The organism is Streptomyces sp. NPDC041713, assembly GCF_055591085.1.
On record NZ_JBVIZY010000004.1, the window covers coordinates 572,738 to 591,146 of the forward strand.

General features: G+C 73.2%; 16 protein-coding genes. 11 read left to right on the forward strand and 5 right to left on the reverse strand.

Annotation, left to right across the window (positions count from 1 at the left end; genetic code table 11):
* Positions 1–602: 602 nt before the first annotated feature.
* Together mgtA and ACZ6CV_RS15580 are read left to right on the forward strand one after the other, a co-directional pair.
* A complete protein-coding gene (mgtA, locus tag ACZ6CV_RS15575) occupies positions 603–3,338 on the forward strand; it encodes a magnesium-translocating P-type ATPase (protein ID WP_469251292.1) in 2,736 nt (911 codons plus the stop codon).
* A gap of 100 nt (positions 3,339–3,438) precedes the next feature.
* Positions 3,439–4,656: a serine hydrolase domain-containing protein gene (locus tag ACZ6CV_RS15580; protein ID WP_469251293.1), complete on the forward strand. Its 1,218-nt coding sequence runs from the start codon at positions 3,439–3,441 to the stop codon at positions 4,654–4,656.
* 63 nt (positions 4,657–4,719) lie between these two features.
* On the opposite strand, the gene ppk2 is transcribed toward ACZ6CV_RS15580, so the two are convergent.
* Positions 4,720–5,682, reverse strand: a complete 963-nt coding sequence (gene ppk2, locus ACZ6CV_RS15585; RefSeq protein ID WP_469251294.1) for a polyphosphate kinase 2 — start codon at positions 5,680–5,682, stop codon at positions 4,720–4,722.
* A gap of 226 nt (positions 5,683–5,908) precedes the next feature.
* On the opposite strand from ppk2, the gene ACZ6CV_RS15590 reads away from it, so the two are divergent.
* The 6 genes from ACZ6CV_RS15590 to ACZ6CV_RS15615 all read left to right on the forward strand — a co-directional run bounded on the left by ACZ6CV_RS15590 (position 5,909) and on the right by ACZ6CV_RS15615 (position 11,432).
* Positions 5,909–6,865, forward strand: a complete 957-nt coding sequence (locus ACZ6CV_RS15590; RefSeq protein ID WP_469251295.1) for a DUF4129 domain-containing protein — start codon at positions 5,909–5,911, stop codon at positions 6,863–6,865.
* A gap of 56 nt (positions 6,866–6,921) precedes the next feature.
* Entirely contained in the window at positions 6,922–7,398 is a 477-nt protein-coding gene (locus ACZ6CV_RS15595; RefSeq protein ID WP_469251296.1) for a hypothetical protein, read from the forward strand.
* Between the two features lie 65 nt (positions 7,399–7,463).
* On the forward strand, positions 7,464–8,471 hold the full coding sequence (locus tag ACZ6CV_RS15600; RefSeq protein ID WP_469251297.1) for an AAA family ATPase: 1,008 nt from the start codon (positions 7,464–7,466) through the stop codon (positions 8,469–8,471).
* Between the two features lie 41 nt (positions 8,472–8,512).
* Positions 8,513–9,847 (forward strand): DUF58 domain-containing protein, encoded by a 1,335-nt coding sequence (locus ACZ6CV_RS15605; RefSeq protein ID WP_469251298.1) that lies wholly within the window; start codon positions 8,513–8,515, stop codon positions 9,845–9,847.
* Entirely contained in the window at positions 9,844–10,443 is a 600-nt protein-coding gene (locus ACZ6CV_RS15610) for a hypothetical protein (RefSeq protein ID WP_469251299.1), read from the forward strand. The genes ACZ6CV_RS15605 and ACZ6CV_RS15610 overlap by 4 nt, the downstream gene beginning before the upstream one ends.
* 65 nt (positions 10,444–10,508) lie before the next feature.
* Positions 10,509–11,432, forward strand: a complete 924-nt coding sequence (locus ACZ6CV_RS15615; protein ID WP_469251300.1) for an NADP-dependent oxidoreductase — start codon at positions 10,509–10,511, stop codon at positions 11,430–11,432.
* 252 nt (positions 11,433–11,684) lie between these two features.
* Here the strand turns inward: ACZ6CV_RS15615 and ACZ6CV_RS15620 are convergent, their stop codons facing one another.
* On the reverse strand, positions 11,685–12,317 hold the full coding sequence (locus tag ACZ6CV_RS15620; RefSeq protein ID WP_469251301.1) for a response regulator transcription factor: 633 nt from the start codon (positions 12,315–12,317) through the stop codon (positions 11,685–11,687).
* Positions 12,314–13,588, reverse strand: coding sequence for a sensor histidine kinase (locus ACZ6CV_RS15625; protein ID WP_469251302.1), 1,275 nt, complete (start codon positions 13,586–13,588; stop codon positions 12,314–12,316). Before ACZ6CV_RS15625 ends, ACZ6CV_RS15620 begins: the two co-directional genes overlap by 4 nt.
* A 132-nt stretch (positions 13,589–13,720) precedes the next feature.
* On the opposite strand from ACZ6CV_RS15625, the gene ACZ6CV_RS15630 reads away from it, so the two are divergent.
* Together ACZ6CV_RS15630 and ACZ6CV_RS15635 are read left to right on the forward strand one after the other, a co-directional pair.
* Positions 13,721–14,806, forward strand: coding sequence for an SDR family NAD(P)-dependent oxidoreductase (locus tag ACZ6CV_RS15630; protein WP_469251303.1), 1,086 nt, complete (start codon positions 13,721–13,723; stop codon positions 14,804–14,806).
* A gap of 88 nt (positions 14,807–14,894) precedes the next feature.
* On the forward strand, positions 14,895–15,398 hold the full coding sequence (locus ACZ6CV_RS15635) for an FBP domain-containing protein (RefSeq protein ID WP_469251304.1): 504 nt from the start codon (positions 14,895–14,897) through the stop codon (positions 15,396–15,398).
* Between the two features lie 61 nt (positions 15,399–15,459).
* On the opposite strand, the gene ACZ6CV_RS15640 is transcribed toward ACZ6CV_RS15635, so the two are convergent.
* Positions 15,460–15,849 carry a (2Fe-2S) ferredoxin domain-containing protein gene (locus tag ACZ6CV_RS15640; protein WP_469251305.1) on the reverse strand — a complete coding sequence of 130 codons (390 nt, stop codon included), beginning with the start codon at positions 15,847–15,849 and terminating at the stop codon, positions 15,460–15,462.
* A 163-nt stretch (positions 15,850–16,012) separates the two neighbouring features.
* Positions 16,013–17,353 carry a 6-phospho-beta-glucosidase gene (locus ACZ6CV_RS15645; RefSeq protein WP_469251306.1) on the reverse strand — a complete coding sequence of 447 codons (1,341 nt, stop codon included), beginning with the start codon at positions 17,351–17,353 and terminating at the stop codon, positions 16,013–16,015.
* Between the two features lie 141 nt (positions 17,354–17,494).
* Here ACZ6CV_RS15645 and ACZ6CV_RS15650 point away from each other — a divergent pair, with 141 nt between their 5' ends.
* The gene (locus ACZ6CV_RS15650; protein ID WP_469251307.1) at positions 17,495–18,355 is read left to right on the forward strand and encodes a hypothetical protein; all 861 of its coding nucleotides are present in this window, start codon (positions 17,495–17,497) and stop codon (positions 18,353–18,355) included.
* Positions 18,356–18,409: the final 54 nt, after the last annotated feature.

Below are 18,409 nucleotides of genomic sequence, written 5' to 3' on the forward strand. Positions count from 1 at the left end.
CGGGTGAAGTGTGCCAAGGGGAGCAAGCGACAGGGAAGAGCCGGTGACCGGCGTGTGAAGAGAAGTCCAACCCCTGATGGGCAGGACACAAGGCCCGGATATTTCGGGACGAAGGTCCCATATTTGACAGATCACATCGCGCGTGTCTGACTGGGCGATGCGCCGGTCTGTGGCGTGTTCTTCGAGGTCCGCGACGGCAAGGAGGTGTTCGGGATGAGTCCCGAAGGAAGTCCTCGCGTCAGCGGTGCCCTTCGCTGAGGCCGCTCTCCGCCGCCTCTTCTTCTCCCTCCGCCGCCCCGTCCGTACGGTCCGTACGGACACCGCGGCACCTTCCGCCGTACCGCCACCGCGGCATCTCCGTCCACCGAGCTGACACCTCGGCCTGAGGCCGCGCTGACATTTCGGCGCCTGAGGCCGCGCTGACACCTCGGCAGCTTTCGCCGCACCGGCACGGGCACCGACCCCGTCACCGTGACGTCCGCCGCGCGACCGGCTCTCCGCGTCGGCGCGCTCCGGGCTGTTTTCACAGTACTTTCACACCACATCTACGTCCTCGTGCGCGGCCCCGCTTCGCCGTGTCCGCGCACGGAGGGAGGTCTGCCATGAACAAGCTGATTCCCCGCGTACGCCTGGCCCCGCCAGGCGAGAACCCCACCCCCCGCCCGGCCCCGCGCGCCCGCAGGGCCGCCGAACTGGACGCCCGTACCCGTGAAGTCGGCGCCCGGCTCGCCGAGTTCAGCGCCCGGCCCGCCCGCGACGTCCTGCGCGACCTCGGCACGTCCACCCGCGGACTGCGTCAGGACCAGGTCCTGGAGCGCGTCGAGCGGTACGGCGAGAACACCGTCGACCGCGAGCGCGCGCCGCACTGGACCGTCCAGCTCGCCACGTCCTTCCGCAACCCCTTCATCGGCGTGCTCGTCGTGCTCGCCGCGGTCATGTACTGGCAGGACCCCGCCGACCCCGGCGTCTGCATCCTCGGCTCGATGGTGCTGATCAGCGCACTCCTGCGGTTCTGGCAGGAGTTCCGCTCGACCCGGTCGGCCGAGGCGCTGCGGGCCCTGGTCACCACATCCTGCGCGGTCCGGCGGCGCTGGAGCGAGACCGCGGCCACCGAGGAGATCCCGATGGACCAGGTCGTCCCCGGCGACCTGGTCACGCTGGCCGCGGGCGATCTGGTCCCGGCCGACCTGCGGCTGCTCACCGCCAAGGACCTGATGGTCGCTCAGGCCGCGCTGACCGGCGAGTCGTTGCCGGTGGCCAAGGCCGACACCCGCGCCCACGACCTCGGGCAGCGGGCCACCACGGACCCCGTCGAGGCCGACAACCTCTGCCTGATGGGCACCACGGTGACCTCGGGCACGGCGACCGGCGTGGTCGTCGCGACCGGATCCCGCACATACCTCGGCTCGATGGCGGGCGCCCTGACCGGCGACCGTCCGCAGACCGCGTTCGACCTCGGCGTGCGCCGGGTCAGCTTCCTGCTGATCCGGTTCATGCTGGTGATGGTCCCCGTCGTCTTCGCGCTCAACGGCCTCACCAAGGGCGACTGGGACCAGGCGCTGCTCTTCTCGATCTCCGTGGCCGTCGGGCTCACGCCCGAGATGCTGCCGATGGTGGTCTCCGCCAACCTGGCGCGCGGCGCCGTCGCCATGTCGAGGCGCCAGGTCGTCGTCAAGCGCCTCAACGCGATCCAGAACCTCGGCGCGATGGACGTGCTGTGCACCGACAAGACGGGCACGCTCACCGAGGACCGCGTCGTCCTGGACCGCTTCCTCGGCACGCGCGGCGAGGAGGACCGCGAGGTCCTCGAATACGCCTACCTCAACGCCCACTTCCAGACCGGGCTGCGCAGCCTCATGGACCGGGCGGTCATCGACCGGATGGACGAGGCCGAGGAGGTCGTCGTCGACCACCTCTTCACCATGGTCGACGAGATCCCCTTCGACTTCGCCCGGCGCCGGATGTCCGTGGTGCTGCGGCGCAACGAGCTCGCCGGACCCGTCGCCGAGCACACGCTCATCACCAAGGGCGCGGTCGAGGAGGTCCTCGACCGGTGCGGCCACCTCATGGACGGCGGTGAGCGGGTCGCGCTCACCGACGAGCTGCGTGACCGGGTGACGCGGCTCGGCGAGCGGCACAACCGGGCGGGCCTGCGGGTCCTCGCGGTGGCGACCCGGACGTTCCCCGTCGCCCCCGACGCACCGGAGCGCAGCGCCTACTCCGTGGCCGACGAGACGGAGCTGACGCTGGTCGGCTTCCTCGCCTTCCTCGACCCGCCGAAGCAGGACGCGGCGGACGCCCTGCGCGCGCTCGCCGGCAGCGGCGTCGCCGTCAAGGTCGTCACCGGCGACAACGAACTCGTCGCCGCGCGCGTCTGCGCCGACGTGGGCCTGGACGTCGGGGAGCTGATCACCGGCGCGACCGTCGACCTCGTCGACGACGCCGAGCTGGCCCGACTGGCCCGTACGACAACGGTGTTCGCGAAGGTCAACCCGGTCCAGAAGGCGCGGATCGTGCGCGCCCTGAAGGCCGGCGGCCACACGGTCGGCTTCCTCGGGGACGGCATCAACGACGCGGCGGCGCTGCGCGAGGCGGACGTGGGCGTCTCCGTCGACACGGCCGTGGACATCGCCAAGGAGTCCGCGGACATCATCCTGCTGAAGAAGGACCTGATGGTCCTGGAGCAGGGCGTGTTGATGGGGCGTCAGACGTTCGGCAACACCGTCAAGTACATCAAGATGACGGCGTCGTCGAACTTCGGCAACGTCTTCTCGGTCCTGGTGGCGTCGGCGTTCATCCCCTTCCAGCCGATGCTCGCCATCCACCTCCTGGTGCAGAACCTCTGCTACGACATCAGCCAGTTGGCGATCCCCTGGGACCGCATGGACGAGGAGTACCTGAAGAAGCCGCGCGCCTGGGACGCCCGGGGCATCGGCCGCTTCATGGTCCGGATCGGGCCGATCAGCTCGCTCTTCGACATCACCACCTTCCTGGTCCTGTGGCACGTCTTCCACGCCGACACCCCGGCGGAGCAGACCCTGTTCCAGACGGGCTGGTTCGTGGAGGGGCTGCTCTCGCAGACCCTCGTCGTGCACATGATCCGCACCCGGAAGATCCCGTTCATCCAGTCGCGGGCGTCGGTGCCGGTCCTGGTGATGACGGGCGCGGTGATGGTGTTCGGCCTCTGGCTGCCGTTCTCGCCGCTGGCCGCGGCGCTGTCGATGGAGCCGCTGCCGATGAGCTACTTCCCGTGGCTGTTCGGCACGCTGCTCGCGTACTGCGCGCTCACCCAGGCGGTGAAGGGCTGGTACATCCGGCGGTATCACGGCTGGCTGTAGCGGGAGTACGGGCGGCCGGGCCCCCTTGCCAAGGTAGGTGCCGTGGGCAACCATGCGCGGAGGTGGGTCGCCCCCTCCCCTTCCGCCCCCGAGGAGAGTCATGACTGTGCGCGTCCACGGCACCTGCGCCCCCGGATTCGAGGGCGTGCGCGAGGAGTTCGAGCGGAGCTTCGCCGAGCGCGACGAGCTCGGCGCGTCCGTCGCGGCCACGCTCGACGGCGAGGTCGTCGTCGATCTGTGGGGCGGCGACGCGGACCGCTCCGGCACCCGCCCCTGGGAGCGGGACACGCTGGTGAACGTCTACTCCACGACCAAGGGCATGACCGCGCTCTGCGCCCATCTCCTCGCCGACCGGGGCGAGTTGGACCTGGACGCGCCGGTCGCCCGGTACTGGCCGCGGTTCGCGCAGGCGGGCAAGGGTGACATCCCGGTGCGCTGGCTGCTGAGCCACCGGGCCGGCCTGATCGCGCCGAGCGAGCCATTGGCGCCGGGGACGGCGTACGACTGGGAGAAGGTGACCGAGGCGCTGGCGGCGACGGCGCCGTGGTGGCGGCCGGGCACGGCGCAGGGCTACCACGCGGTGACGTTCGGCTTCCTGGTCGGCGAGGTGGTGCGGCGCGTCAGCGGGCTCTCGCTCGGGGAGTTCCTGCGCGCCGAGGTGACCGGGCCGCTGGACGCCGACGTCCACGTCGGCACGCCCGAGAGCGAGCACGGGCGGTGCGCGGACCTGGCGCCGCCCGTCTCCGCCACCGGGGGCGCGGGTGCGGCGCGCAGCACGTTCGGGGACGCGCCGAAGCCGCCGGTCGGCGGCCTGGACGACCACCCGATGGCGCCGGTCACGCTGGCCCTGCACTACGTGCCGCTCGGCGACGTGAACAGCGCGGCCTACCGCAGCGCGGAGATCCCCGCCGCCAACGGCCACGCCACCGCGCGCGGGCTTGCCGCGGTCTACGCCGAGCTGGCCTGCGGGCGGCTCCTCTCCCCCGGCGCGCTGGAGCGGCTGCGCACCCGGCAGAGCGAGGAGAACGAGCCCGACCTGGTGCTGGGGGCGGCCACACCGCTCGCCGAGACCTGGCCGTGGGGGCTCGGCTACATGCTCAACCAGTACGGTCAGGCCGGCCCCAACCCGCGGGCGTTCGGGCACGGCGGCATGGGCGGGTCGTACGCCTTCGCCGACCCGGAGAACCGCGTCTCGTACGCGTACACGATGAACCGGATGGGCGCCGGCACGTCGGGCGAGGATCTGCGCAGCGTCCACTTGGTCGGGGCGCTGTACCGGGCGCTGCGGGAGCGGGGCGCGGTCCCGGAGCAGGGGTGATTCAGGGGCGCAGGCCGCACGGCCGACTACCGGGCGTCAACCGTCCCACCGGGCTCACGGGCGTCAGCCGCGCGGGTGCTTCCCCGGCCCCCGGTCGTGGTCGGCCAGTTTGCTCGGTGACAGGTCGGTGGGGTCCTCGCCGGGTTCGAGCAGCGTGTTGGCGGCGCCGATGATCAGTGGGTCCGCCTTGCCCACCGCCTCGGTGTCCTTGGCCTCGTAGTCGATCTGGAGCAGGAGGTGGCGCATGGCTTCGAGGCGGCCGCGCCGCTTGTCGTTGGTCTTCACGACGGTCCACGGGGCGTGCGGGGTGTCCGTGGCGCGGAACATCTCCACCTTCGCGTACGTGTAGGCGTCCCACAGGTCGAGCGAGGCGATGTCGGTGGAGGACAGTTTCCACTGGCGCACCGGGTCGACCTGGCGGATCGCGAAGCGCGTGCGCTGCTCGGCCCGGGAGACGGAGAACCAGAACTTGATGAGCAGGATGCCGTCATCGGTGATCATCTTCTCGAAGAGCGGCGCCTGCTCCAGGAAGTGCTGGTGCTGCCGCGGGGTGCAGAAGCCCATCACCGGCTCGACGCCGGCGCGGTTGTACCAGGACCGGTCGAAGAAGACGATCTCACCCGCCGACGGCAGCTGGGCCACGTACCGCTGGAAGTACCACTGGCCCGCCTCGTGCTCGTTCGGCTTGTCCAGCGCCACGGTGCGCGCGCCGCGCGGGTTGAGGCGCTCGGTGAACCGCTTGATGGTGCCGCCCTTGCCGGCCGCGTCGCGCCCCTCGCACAGCACGACGACGCGCCGACCCTCCTCGCGGACGGTCTTCTGCAGCTTGAGGAGCTCGATCTGCAGGATCCGCTTGCGCCGCTCGTACGTGGACCGGCTCAGCTTCGTGGCGTACGGGTAGTTCTCCCGCCAGGTCTGCAGGGGCCGCCCGTCCTCGTCGAGGAGCACCGGACGCTCCGGCCGGGCGTCGTCCACCGACAGCCCTGCCAGCAGATCGTCCTCGTTCCCGTCGCTCGGCACCACCACGCCGCCCTCTCCCTCGCCGGTCCGCCCGTCGTCTCTATCGACAGCTTGCCCCCGAGATCGCGGGTCAGCACCTGAGACCCGTACGGAAACCGGCGCGGACGCGCTCCGGCCCTGCTGACACGCTGTCGACCTGTGTGCGAAGCTGCCGATCACTAGGGAGGGTGGGACGGTGGGGCGGAAGCGTACGGCGGGCGGTGGACGGCGCGAGATCGGTGCCTTACAGGTCGTGTCGGCGTCGCTGGTGGTGGGCGGAGCGGCCCTGGCAGCACTGGTGCTCCGTCCCGACACGGGTCTGCTGGCCAAGGGCCGCGGGCCGCTCGGCGGCAACCCCGCCCTCGTCATCGGCCTCGCCCTGCTGTCGCTCCTCGGCGGCCTGGCGCTGCGCGGGAAGTACCAGGAGCACGTCGGGGCGGCCCGGGAACTCGGTCCCGTCGAACAGCGGATGGTCGACGGCGTGAGCCGCGTCCTGGCGGCCGCGACGCTGGTCGTCCCGCTGCTCGTCCTGGTCCTGCACCGGTTCGGTTCGTCGGACAGCAGCCGCGGGGACGGCCACGAGTCGTCACCGCTCCCCGACCGGCGGCAGGGCCCGGTACCCACCCCCCTGCCCTCGCACCATGCCGGGCAGGCGCACCACAGCTCGCACGTCGGGCTGACGCGCATCCTGCTCGGTCTCGGTATCGCCCTGCTCGTCGTGGTCGTCGTGATCGCCGGGCTGCGTCTGTGGCGGTATCTGACCCGGCCGGCGGCGCCCGAGGCCCCGGCGACGTACGCGACGCTCGACGACGAGCAGGAACGCCTGGCCCGGGCCGTGGACTCCGGGCGCCGCGCCCTGCGGGACGACACCGACGCCCGCGCGGCCGTCATCGCCTGCTATGCCGCCATGGAGCAGTCGCTCGCCGACTCCGGCGTCATCCGGCGCGCCTCGGACAGCCCGCAGGATCTGCTGGAGCGGGCCGTCGCCGGCAGTCTGCCCACGGGGGCGGCCGCCGCTGCGCTCACCGCGCTGTTCCGGGAGGCCCGTTACTCCACGCACCCGATGGACGGCGGCCACCGCGACCGGGCCGCGGCCGCGCTCGCCGAGATCGCCGACGGCCTGAGCACGCGGACGCCTGGACCCGAAGCCGGGACGGGTATCTCGCCCGAAGCCGGGACGGGTACCTCATGCGTGACGGGTACGTCATGAGGGCGCCCGTCCGGTTACCGGCCATCGTCACCTCCGTACTCGGAACGCCTGGTTCGGTGCGCCACTCGCTGGCCGTACTGGGCACCGTCGCGGTCGCGACCACCGTGCTGCTCGCCCTGGCCGACGGCGCCGCTGCGGCCGCCACCGGCCTCGCCCTCATCACCGCCGTCGCGCTGGCCCTGGGTCGCTATGCCGTGGGCGGCGCCGCCCGGGACGGCGAACACCGCAGACCGGTGCGCCTGTTGGGCAGCAGGGCCCCGGCTCTCGACGGATGGCGGCGCATCGTGACCGACACCTTCGCGGACGACGCCGAAGTGCACTTCGCCTCCGTCATGCGGCCGCAGTTGCAACGGCTGTTCGCCGCCCGGCTGGCCGAACGGCACAGCGTGGCGATGTACCGGAACCCGCAGCGGGCCTCGGCACTGGTCGGGGCCGAGCTGTGGCCCTGGATCGATCCCGAGGCCGCCGCTCCGCGGCCCACGCTCTCCGAGCCCGTGCTGCGCTCGCTGCTCGACCGGCTGGAAACCCTGTGACCGGGGGCGCCGCGGCCGGCCCCGCAGCCCGCCCACCCCGACCCCTACCCCGCGAGGAACCGACCGTGACCAGCCCGCACCCCGCTCCCGACCACGACACCCTGACTCCCCGACAGGCGGGCGAACGGGCCGCGGCCGTGCTCGACGGGGTCCGCACCGCCGTGATCGGGAAGCCGGAACCGCTGGCGCTGGTGATGCTCGGCATCCTCGCCGGCGGCCACGTCCTCATCGAGGACCTGCCGGGACTCGGCAAGACGCTGCTGGCGCGCTCCTTCGCCACCACGCTCGGCCTGGACTTCCGCCGCATCCAGTTCACCCCCGACCTGCTGCCCTCCGACGTCACCGGAGCCCCGTTCTACGACCAGCGGACCGCCGACATGGTCTTCCGGCCCGGACCGGTCTTCACCCACCTGCTGCTCGCCGACGAGATCAACCGCACCCCGCCCAAGACCCAGGCCGCGCTGCTGGAGGCGATGGCCGAGTCCCAGGTGTCCGTCGACGGACGCACCCGGTCGCTGCCGAAGCCCTTCGTGGTCGTCGCCACCGCCAACCCCATCGAGTACGAGGGCACGTACACCCTGCCCGAGGCGCAGCTCGACCGGTTCATGCTGCGGGTTCGCATGGGCTATCTGGCGGCGTCCGAGGAGGCGGGCATGCTGCGCGCGCGTGTCGACCGGGCGGCGCCCGAGGCCGTGCTGCGCACGCTCAGCGGGCCGGACGAGATACTGGCCATGCGGGCCGCCGTCGAACGCGTCGAGGTGGACGACGACCTGCTGGAGTACGTCGTCGCACTGGTCCGCGCCACCCGGGCCCACCCCCATGTCCAGGTCGGCGCCTCCCCGCGCGGGGGCCTGGCCCTGGTGCAACTCGCCCGCGCCCGTGCCGTCCTGGAGCTGCGGGACTACGTGGTCCCCGAGGACGTCAAGTCCGTGGCGGTCCCGGCCCTCGCGCACCGCGTCACCCTCAAGCCGGAGCTGTGGGTCCGGCAGATCGACGCCGACGACGTGCTGCGCGAGATCGTGCAATCCGTGCACGCCCCGCAGACCCTGCCGCGCACACCGATCGCGTCATGACGGAGCACCGGGTCGTCCACGCGGGTGGAGAGCGCCCGCCCATGCCTGCCCGCAGAGCGGCCGCCGCCGTGCGACGGGCCCTGGACGGCCGCCACGACGGGGCCACCCAGCCCCCGCCACCACCTCCGCCCGGCCGCCGCGCCGGTGAACGCGCCCTGAGGTGGGCCACGTTGACCGTCGTCGCACTGGCCGCCGCGCTGATCACCGGGCGCCCCTGGGTGCTCGCGCTCGCCGCCACGCCCCTGGTGCTGCTCGCCCTGGCCCTGCCGAGCGGGCCGCGCCCAAAGGCGGTGACGGCCGAGGTCGAGGTGGAGCCGCGGCGGTGCTTCGAGGGCGAGCAGGTGACGGTGCGGATCACGCTGTCGTACGAGGGTGCGTCCGCCCGCCTGGACCCCGGCGTCGCCCTGGGCCACGGGGTCCGGCTCGACCACCTCGCGGTCGGCCCGCACCGCGTCGATCTCGTCCTGACCGCGCGGCGCTGGGGCCGCTGGACGCTCGGCACGGTCGACGTCGACGTCTATGACCCGGGCGGCCTCGCCCGGCGCACCGTGCGAGCCGAACTCGGCGAGATCGCCGTCTTCCCGGTGCCCGACCGCGCCGGCCTCACGCCTGTCCCGGTCCGGCTGCCGCAGCGGCTCGGCGAGCACACCGCCGTGCAGCGCGGCGAGGGCGTCGAGGTCATCGGTGTCCACCCGTATGTACGCGGCGAACGGCAGCGGCGGATCCACTGGCCGGCCACCACCCGGCGCGGCACCCTGCAGGTCCACCAGTTCGCCGCGGAGCGCACCGCCGACACGGTGGTGCTGCTGGACGTGCTCGCCGACGTGGTCGACCCGGTGACCGGCACGTCCTCGCTCGACGCGACCTTCCGAGCCGCCGCCGGCCTGGTCCGCGCCTATCTGGGCACCCACGACCGGGTCGGCGTCGTGTCGATCGGCGGCGCGACCCGCTGGCTGCGGCCCGGCAGCGGCCACGGGTACTTCTACCGCATCGTCGAGAGCGTGCTGGAGGTCCGCAAGGACCGCGCGTACCGCACAGAGGGACTCACCCCGCTCCCGCCGCCCGCGTTGCCCGAAGGGGCGCTGGTGTACGTCATCACGCCGCTGACCGACCAGCGGATCTTCGACGTCCTGCACCAGGTGCGCGGACGGGCCAACCCGATGGTCGTGGTCGAGATCCCCACCGGCCAACCGGTCCTGGAACCCGGCGACACCGTGGGCGAACTCGCGCTGCGGCTGTGGCGGGCCGATCGCGACGCCATGCGCTTCACCCTGCTGGAACGCGGCATCGCGGTCGTCACCCATCGGCCCGGCGAGACCCTCGACCTCGCCCTCGCGCCGCTGCTGCGCACCCGCATCCGCGGAGGGACTCGATGACCACCGTCCCCGCCCGGCTCCCCGCTCGGCTCCTCGCACGTCTCACCTCGCGCATCACCGACCGCTTGCTCGGAACGGCCCTTGCCGTCGCCGCCTGCGACCCGCCGGCCGCCCTGCACGCGCCGCTGCCGGTCCAAGGGCTGGTGGTCGGAGCGGCGGCGGCCGCGTGGTGGGCCGCTCCCATGGTCGACGCGCGCCCCGTCTCGACCTTCATGCGCCTGCGGACCGTCGCGGCCCGCCGCAGGACGACCGTGCTGCCGGCGGCGGCCATCGCGGTCGCCGCGGCCACCGACCCCCCGCTCTGGCTGATCGTCTGCATCGCCGCCCTGTTGCCTGCCTATCTGCTGGTCACCGACCCGTGGACAGCCGGTGTCACCGCCCCGCCCGGCCGCCCGCAGGCGACACCCGCGCCGGCGGCCGCCGCCGCGGCCGCAGTGGTCCTGCTCGCCGCCCAGGCACCGGTCGCGGACACCTCATGGGCACGTCTGCCCGCCTCACTCGCCATCGCGGCGACCACGATCTGCCTGGTCCTGGCGCTGCGCACCCGTTCGGCGTTCAGCCGGGATGCTGCCGACCCGTCTCACGAGACCCATTAGGTTCTGCAGAAGGACGAATGACGGACCGTCGACACAGCGGTAGACCTGAGCGAGGGAGCAGCCCCATGCCGAAGGCGTACGTATTCACCGAACACGGTGGTCCCGAGGTCGAGGCCTTCCTCGATGTGGCGAAGCCCGAGCCGGGCCCGGGGCAACTGCTCGTCGCGGTCCGCGCGGCCGGGGTCAATCCGGTCGACTGGAAGCTGCGCGCCGGCAAGCGGCGGCCCGGACAGGCGCCCCTGGCCGGCCACGAGGTGCTCGGCAGCGAGATCGCCGGTGTCGTGGAGCGGGTCGGGCCCGGCGTGACGGGGTTCGCGGCCGGTGACCCCGTGTTCGGCAACCCGGTGACCGGCGGGTACGCCGAGTTCACGCTGCTCCCGGCCGACATCGCCGCGCACAAGCCGGACGCCCTCTCCTTCCCGGACGCGGCGGTGCTGCCGGTCGCGGCGGCGACGGCGTACGACGGGCTGCGCCAGCTCGATCTGCCCGCCGGGGCGACGCTGCTGATCACCGGGGCGGGCGGCGGGGTCGGCGTGGCCGCCACGCAGATGGCGCGGCATTTCGGGCTCCACGTGGTGGGTACGGCGAGCGCCGGCAAGAAGGAGTTCGTCGAGTCGCTGGGCGCCGTCCACGTGCCGCCCGGCCCCCGCCTCGCCGAGCGCGTCCTGGAAGCGGCACCGGACCACCGTGTCGACGCGGTCTTCGACCTGGTCGGCGGCGCGGACCTGGTGGAGCTCGCGGAGCTCCTGACCGACCGCGGGAGGCTGATCACGGCGGCGGCCAAGGAGACCGTGGCCGAACTGGGCGGCGCCCCGGTCGCCCGGGCCCGCACGTCGGCGGTCCTCGACGAGGTGGCACTCCTTGCCGTGGCGGGCGTGCTGCGGCCGCACGTGACGGCGACGTACCCACTGGACCGCGCGGACGAGGCGCTGCGCGCGGTGGAGAGCGGTCACGCCCGGGGCAAGGTCGTGATCGAGGTGAAGGGGTGAGACCTTGAGGCGTCCCGGTGGCCCGGTGGACCGGTGGGCCGGTGGGCCGGTGGGCCGGTGGGCCGGTGGGCCGGTGGGCCGGTGGGCCGGTGGGCCGGTGGGCCGCCTTCCCGCCGTCTCGACGCCGACGCCACGCCTCTCCGCCTGGGGGCCGACCGGTCGTCACCGTCCCGGGTGGGGGTCACGTTCACGAAGCCCGGCGTGCACGGCGGGGGCTCGCGGGCGGCAAGGACGACGTGCCGCTCTTCTCGGTCAGTCGGGGGTGACGCCCGCAAGGACGGCCAGGACCGCGAGGCGGATGCGGTTGTCCCGGCCCGTCTTCGCCATCAGGCTCGCCACATGCGTCTTGACGGTGGTCACACCCAGGTGCAGCCGGTCGGCGATCTCCGGATTGGACAGGCCCGTACCGAGGAGACCGAGGACCTCCCGCTCCCGGGGCGTGATGGCCGGCACCAGGGCCGGCACCTCGCCCCCGGCGGCGGAGCGCGTGTGCAGCGCCCTGGTCACGAGGCGGTCCAGGGCGGCCCCGCTGAAGGGCGAACCGCCGGTCGCGGCCCGGCGTATGGCGTCGAGGAGTTCGGCCGGCGGGGTGTCCTTGACGAGGAACCCGCAGGCTCCCGCTTCGAGCGCCGGGTAGAGGTGATCGTCGTCGTCGAACGTCGTGAGGGCGACGATGCGCGCGGCGGGGCGGGCGGCCAGGATGCGGCGGGTGGCCGTGACGCCGTCCATGCCCGGCATTCTGAGGTCCATCAGGACGACGTCGGGGCCGAGGCGCTCCGCGCTTCGTACGGCGTCCGCGCCGTTGTCCGCCTCCCCCAGGATCTCGATGTCCGCGGCCTGGTCGAAGAGCATGCGCAGCCCCATGCGGACGAGAACGCGAATCATGCCCGCACCTCCAACGCTTCCGCGCGGAGCGGCAGTTCGGCCGCGAGCCGCCAGCCATTGCCCTCGGGCCCGGCGTCCAGACGACCGCCGAGCAGGTCCACGCGCTCACGCATGCCGGTGATGCCGTGTCCGACGGGGTTCGCGGCCGCACTCCGCTCGTGACCGCCGCCGTCGTCCTGGAGCGTCATGTGTACGGCCCTGTCGGTCATCCGTACCGTCAACGCGGCGGAAGTCCCGGAGCCGGCGTGCTTGGCCGAGTTGGCCAGGCCTTCCTGGACCAGGCGCAGCACCGCGAGGCCACGGACCGCGTCGAGCAGCGCGACGGCTGGGTCCACCGAGGCGGTGACGGTGAGGCCGGTCCGCCGACTGCGCTCGACGACCGCGTGCAGGGCGGCCGGCAGCGCTCCCGGCGTGACCAAGGAGGAGGCGTCGAGACCCGCGCCGTCCGGGGCGCGCAACACGGCCACCAGCCGGCGCAGGTCGGCCAGTGCCGCGCTGCCGCTGGAGTGCAGGTCGTCCAGGACGCCGGTGAGCCGAGGGTCGACGCCCGGGGCGGGGCCGGCGCCGGTGTCGGCGCCGTGGGGGCCTGTGGCCGCAGCGACCCCGACAGCTGCCCTGACTCCGGTAGCTCCCGTCGCGGCGATGACGTGCCGGGCGACGCCGACGCGCAGCACCATGGAGGAGACGTGGTGAGCCACCAGGTCGTGCAACTCCCGGGCGATGGCGGTTCGTTCGGCTGTCCTCGCCGCCAGCAGCCGCTGATCCGCCTCCAGTTCCCGTCGGCGTGCGCGTTCCCTTGCGTGCACGGCGGCGTCACGTGTCGCCCGCACGTAGGCCCCCAGGAGCAGCGGCACCCCCGCGACGACGCCCATCTTGTACAGCACCTGCGGGAGTTCGCCGGGCAGATCCGCCACCCGGTTGGCCAGGACGGCGAGCGCCAGCGAACCGGCCCCCACCGCGGGTCGCCGCCCCGGCTCCCGAACCGCGAGCTCGAAGAGCGTGAGAGCCGCCAGAACCTTCACCGAGGCGACGGGGCCCGCGCCCAGCGCATGGGCGACGACGAGCAGAGCCGACCCGGCCAGGAGCGCGCCGAACGCCCACCGGGCGGTGGCCAGGCACAACACGACCCCGGCAGCCGCCACCCCCCAGTCCCGCGGGCCGACCGGCCTCTGCACCCAGAGGAGGTCGCCGGCCAGGACTCCGGAGAGCAGCAGGGCCCGTACGAGGGCGAATCTTCCGTCGAACGCCAACTCGATCCGTGGTCGGTTCACGCCGACCAGGTTAAGGGGACGCCGACGCGCGCCGGGTCCTGCCGTGGGAGGAGTCCGCCTCCTCCCGCCAGCCGCTATGTGCGGCCCGCAGACGGAGCCGCACGCCCGCACCGCACTGCGACCGTGATCGACATGAACCCGAACCCGATCTCCACCTCTCGCCCGAGCACGAACACGGACACAGACGCGGCCAGGACCGCGGTCACGGACACGAACGTGACCGCGGACACCCGCACGAGCACGGGCGCCGGCCTCCACCCGGACCCGCCCTCGAAGGACGACGCCGCTCACCCGGCGGGCATGAGGCGCCGCGCCCTGGTCGGTGGCGCCGCCGCGCTCGGTGTGGCGGGCGCCGCCCTGGGCAGCTCCACCGCACGGGCCGCTGCACGGACCACCTCCCGGACCACGCCCGGGCACCGCACCGGCCGCTTCCAGGGAAAGTCCGTGCTCATCACCGGGGCCACCTCCGGCATCGGGGAAGCGACCGCCGTGGCCTTCGCGGCAGCGGGAGCCCACGTCGGATTCTGCGGCAGGCGCGCCGAGTTGGGGCGCCGGGTCGAACGGCGCATCCGCGACGCGGGCGGCGAAGCGACGTACATTCAGGCCGATGTCCGCGTGGCGGCGCAGGTCCAGAAGTTCGTGGACCGGGTGGCCGGCCGCTACGGCGGCATCGACATCGCCTTCAACAACGCCGGGATCGGCAGCGCCAAGCTCCCGCACGAGCTGAGCGTCGAGGAGTGGGACGACGTCCAGGACACCAACGCCCGCGGCACGTTCCTCGCGCTCAAGTACGAGATCCCGCACATGCTCGCGGCGGGGCGCGGCGTCATCATCTGCACCTCCTCGTCGGCGGCCGAGCAGGCCAGGCCGAACGGCGCCGCGTACACCGCGAGCAAGCGGGCCGTCCAGGGCATCGTGAAGGCCGCGGCGCTCGCGTACGGTCCCAAGGGGATCAGGGTCAACGCCCTCCTGCCGGGCACCACCGACACCGCCTTCGTCCGCCCGCCGGGCATCCCGGACGCGGACTGGGCCGCGTACAAGAAAGCGTTCGGGCCGCTCAACGTCGACGGTCTGGGGCGCATGGCGGAGGCGGAGGAGATCGCGGGCGCGGTGCTCGGGCTCGCCTCGGACGACTTCCCGTACATGACAGGCGCGTCCGTCGCCGTGGACGGGGGCAGCACCGCGGGCCGGAAGATGATCCGGCCGGGCGGCGCCTGACCGATACGCGGCATGCATCGACCGGGGGGGGTACGCGACGGAGAAAAGGAGACGACGGGCCAGGCACCCCGTTGATACCTTCCGGATCATGCAGCCCGTCAGTGAGAACGAGATCCGTACGTCCTTCGTGAACTGTTCCAAGGGCGAGGCGCGCAGGCTCACACTCCCTGTGGGCTTCGCCGAGACCCCCTGGTCCGACCTGGACTTCCTCGGCTGGCGCGACCCCAAGGCGCCGGACCGCGGCTACGTGGTGACCTGGCGGGACGGCGGGCCCGTGGGCATCGCCCTGCGCGCCTCGACAGGCGTGCGCAAGAGCCTGTTCAAGTCCAGCATCTGCTCGGTCTGCGTCACCCCGCAGTCCGGTTCCGGCATCACGCTGCTCGTCGCCCCGAAGGCGGGCGCGGCGGGCCGTCAGGGCAACTCGGTGGGGCTGTACGTCTGCGCGGACCTGGCCTGTTCCCTCTACGTGCGCGGGAAGAAGACCTCGGCGCTGGCCCGCCGCCTGGAGGAGAGCCTGACCCCGGACGAGCAGAACGCCAGGACCCTGCGGAACCTGCACGGCTTCCTGGACCAGGTCGTCGCGGAGAGCTGAGTCCCGCCCGCTGGTGGTTCGGCCCACCCGTAGTGGACCGGCCCACCATGGTGGACCGGCCCTAGACCGCCCGGGGATCCACCAGCTGGAGCGCCAGCGTGGCCGACGGTTCGGCCACGCCGGGGCCGCCCGCCTCGGCCCAGGCGAGTATCTCGTCGATGGACTCGTCGTCCATGGCGAAGCCGACCCAGGAGGCCCTGCCACCCTTCCTGCGCCCCTCCGCCGAGGGCTGGACGACCACGATGTTCGCCTGGCCGCACGGCCCGAGGCAGTCGCTCGTGCGGACCGCGAACCGGCCGCGCGAGGCCGCCGCCGCGGCCCGCAGCCGCTCCAGCTGCCAGGCGTGGTCGACGCCGGGGTGCTTGCGCGCGTCGCCGCAGCAGCAGCCCCGGCACACGACGAGCGTGCAGGGGCGGCGGGCGGCGGCACCGATGGAGACGACGGGACTCATGTCGTGATCATCTCAGGTGCGGGATACGGCCTGTTCATCGCGGGGTGACGGGGGCGCGTGCCCGACGAAGGTGGCAGAGCGGCGGGCTCGGCGACGGCGGCTGAGCGGCGTGCTCGGCGACGGCGGCTGAACGGCTGCTCGGCCAAGGCGGCAGCGGGCGTGCTCACCGCAGATACGCGAGCCCCGGATGCACGCCCCGGTACCCCTCCACCAGCCGCCGCGCCACCGACACGGAGTCGACCAGCGGATGCAGCGCGAACGCCTTGACCGCGGTGGCCGACGAGCCGCTCTCGGCCGCGGCGAGCACCTCGCGCTCGACGGCCTTGACCGAGCACACGAGTCCGGTGGCGTGACCGGGCAGCGGCGCCACCGCCATGGGGTGCGCGCCGTTGGCGTCGACGGAGCACGGCACCTCGATGACGGCGTCCGCGTCCAGGGCGGTGAGGGTCGTGCCGTTGCGGACGTTGAGGATCAGCGTGGCCCGCTCGTCGCGCGCGATGGCCCGCATCAGCGCGAGGGCCACCTTCTCGTACCCGCCGGACTCCAGGTCCTCCTCGGCCCGCTCCCCCACGCCGGCCGCTTCCCTGTTCTCCGCCATGTACGCCGCCTCGCGCTCGGCGAGGGTGTCGTTCCATGCCTGGAGCGCGGGGGTGCCGGGGTGGCGCATGCCGTCGTAGAAGCGGGCCTGCTGGTGGTGGAGGAAGGCGCCGCGGGTCCGCCTGGCCTGCCGGTAGGCATGCACGGTGTCGCGGTTGAAGTAGTAGTAGTGCAGGTACTCGTTGGGGATCGCGCCGAGCGACTGGAGCCAGTCGGCGCCGAAGAGCCTGCCCTGCTCGAAGGAGACCAGGAGCTTCGGGTCGGCCAGCAGCCGCGGCAGCTCGTCGCGGCCCGCGATGTGCAGGCCGCGCAGCCAGCCGAGGTGGTTGAGGCCCACGTAGTCGATGAACGCCTCGTCGGGGTCGCCGCCGAGGACCTGCGCGACCCGGCGGCCGAGCCCCACCGGCGAGTCACAGATGCCGATGACGCGCCCGCCGAGGTGACGGGACATCGCTTCGGTCACGAGCCCCGCGGGATTGGTGAAGTTGATGACCCAGGCGTCCGGCGCGAGCCGGGCGACGCGCCGCGCGATGTCCACGGCGACGGGCACCGTGCGCAGCCCGTACGCGATGCCGCCCGCGCCGACCGTCTCCTGCCCGAGGACACCCTCGGCGAGAGCCACGCGCTCGTCGGCGGCGCGCCCCTCCAAGCCGCCGACGCGGATCGCGGAGAACACGAAGTCGGCGCCGCGCAGCGCCTCGTCAAGATCGGTGGTCGCGGTGACGGAGGGCGCGTCGGGCACGCCGTCGGCCTGCTCGGCGAGGACCCGGGCGATGGCGTCGAGGCGTGCCGCGTCCAGGTCGTGCAGGACGACGTCGGTGACGCGGCCCTCGGCACGGTCGCCGAGCAGCGCCCCGTACACGAGGGGCACACGGAATCCGCCGCCGCCGAGAATTGCCAGCTTCACGTCTGAACCGCCTTCTGTCGTACCGGTGTCGCCGGGGTTCACGTTACGTACCGCACCGGGTCCGGCGTTCCGCACCTCCCCGTGGCGCGCCTTACGTACGATGACGCGGCAGCGTTCCGACCCCCACGGAGGTAGCGCCCGATGACCCTCTGGAAGACACCCACCGCCCTGTTCGGCGCCGTCACGCTGGCGGTGATGACCGGCGGGGCCGCCTCGGCCGCGCCCGCAGCGCCGGGCGGCTGGCAGGAGTCCGGCACCTCGTACGTCAACTCCCTCACCGGAAGCCAGGGTCTGGCGAGCCGCGCGGACGGCAGCCTCCTCTACCGCGGCCTCGGGTCCATATCGCTGGACCTGCGCATCAAGGGCTGGGGGCACATAGGCGACCCGGACGTCGCGGACGGCCACACCTTCGACGCCTACCAGGGCGGCGACACCGCGCGGTCCAAGATGTACGCGGTCACCACGCCGGCCGGGAAGCGCTACCTCTACGAGCATCAGCTCGACCCCGGCGAGAAGCTCAACAACTCCTTCGCGGCCGTCTCGCCCGACCACCAGTGGCTGGTGTCCGGCGAGTGGGGCGATCAGAACCGCCTCCAGGTCTTCCCCGCCCCGCTCCTCAACTCCGCGACCCCGCCCACCGGCGGCGCGCTCCCGCAGGCCGGGCAAATCTCGCTGGACAAGCCGGTGCGCGACATCCAGGGCTGCGACTTCGCCACCGACACCCGCCTGCTGTGCGCCTCCAACGACGCGTCCAAGGAGCTGTTCCCCGAGGACCGCCCGGTCCTCCAGGTCGACCTGGACCGGCCGCTCGACGGGAAGCCCGTGACCGGCCACGTCAGCAGCCTCTTCGCCGCGCCGCAGCGCAGCATCTGCTCCGGCACCTTCGAGACCGAGGGCATCGACTACGATCCCGCGCGCCGCAGCCTGCGCGTCCAGGTGGTGCCGCCCGCGCCGTGTCTGGTGACGACGGCGGTGCACGCGTACCGGCCGACGACCGGCTGAGGCGCGCACGCCCCGTCCGCCTTTCGGACAGCACGTGTGGGGCGCCGCACCGGA

Bases quoted from the DNA above. Each gene is read 5' to 3' on its own strand.
- mgtA (WP_469251292.1), top strand. From the start codon at position 603: ATGAACAAGCTGATTCCCCGCGTACGCCTGGCCCCGCCAGGCGAGAAC.
- ACZ6CV_RS15580 (WP_469251293.1), top strand. From the start codon at position 3,439: ATGACTGTGCGCGTCCACGGCACCTGCGCCCCCGGATTCGAGGGCGTG.
- ACZ6CV_RS15605 (WP_469251298.1), top strand. From the start codon at position 8,513: ATGCCTGCCCGCAGAGCGGCCGCCGCCGTGCGACGGGCCCTGGACGGC.
- ACZ6CV_RS15610 (WP_469251299.1), top strand. From the start codon at position 9,844: ATGACCACCGTCCCCGCCCGGCTCCCCGCTCGGCTCCTCGCACGTCTC.
- ACZ6CV_RS15615 (WP_469251300.1), top strand. From the start codon at position 10,509: ATGCCGAAGGCGTACGTATTCACCGAACACGGTGGTCCCGAGGTCGAG.
- ACZ6CV_RS15620 (WP_469251301.1), bottom strand. From the start codon at position 12,317: ATGATTCGCGTTCTCGTCCGCATGGGGCTGCGCATGCTCTTCGACCAG.
- ACZ6CV_RS15630 (WP_469251303.1), top strand. From the start codon at position 13,721: ATGAACCCGAACCCGATCTCCACCTCTCGCCCGAGCACGAACACGGAC.
- ACZ6CV_RS15635 (WP_469251304.1), top strand. From the start codon at position 14,895: ATGCAGCCCGTCAGTGAGAACGAGATCCGTACGTCCTTCGTGAACTGT.
- ACZ6CV_RS15640 (WP_469251305.1), bottom strand. From the start codon at position 15,849: ATGAGTCCCGTCGTCTCCATCGGTGCCGCCGCCCGCCGCCCCTGCACG.
- ACZ6CV_RS15650 (WP_469251307.1), top strand. From the start codon at position 17,495: ATGACCCTCTGGAAGACACCCACCGCCCTGTTCGGCGCCGTCACGCTG.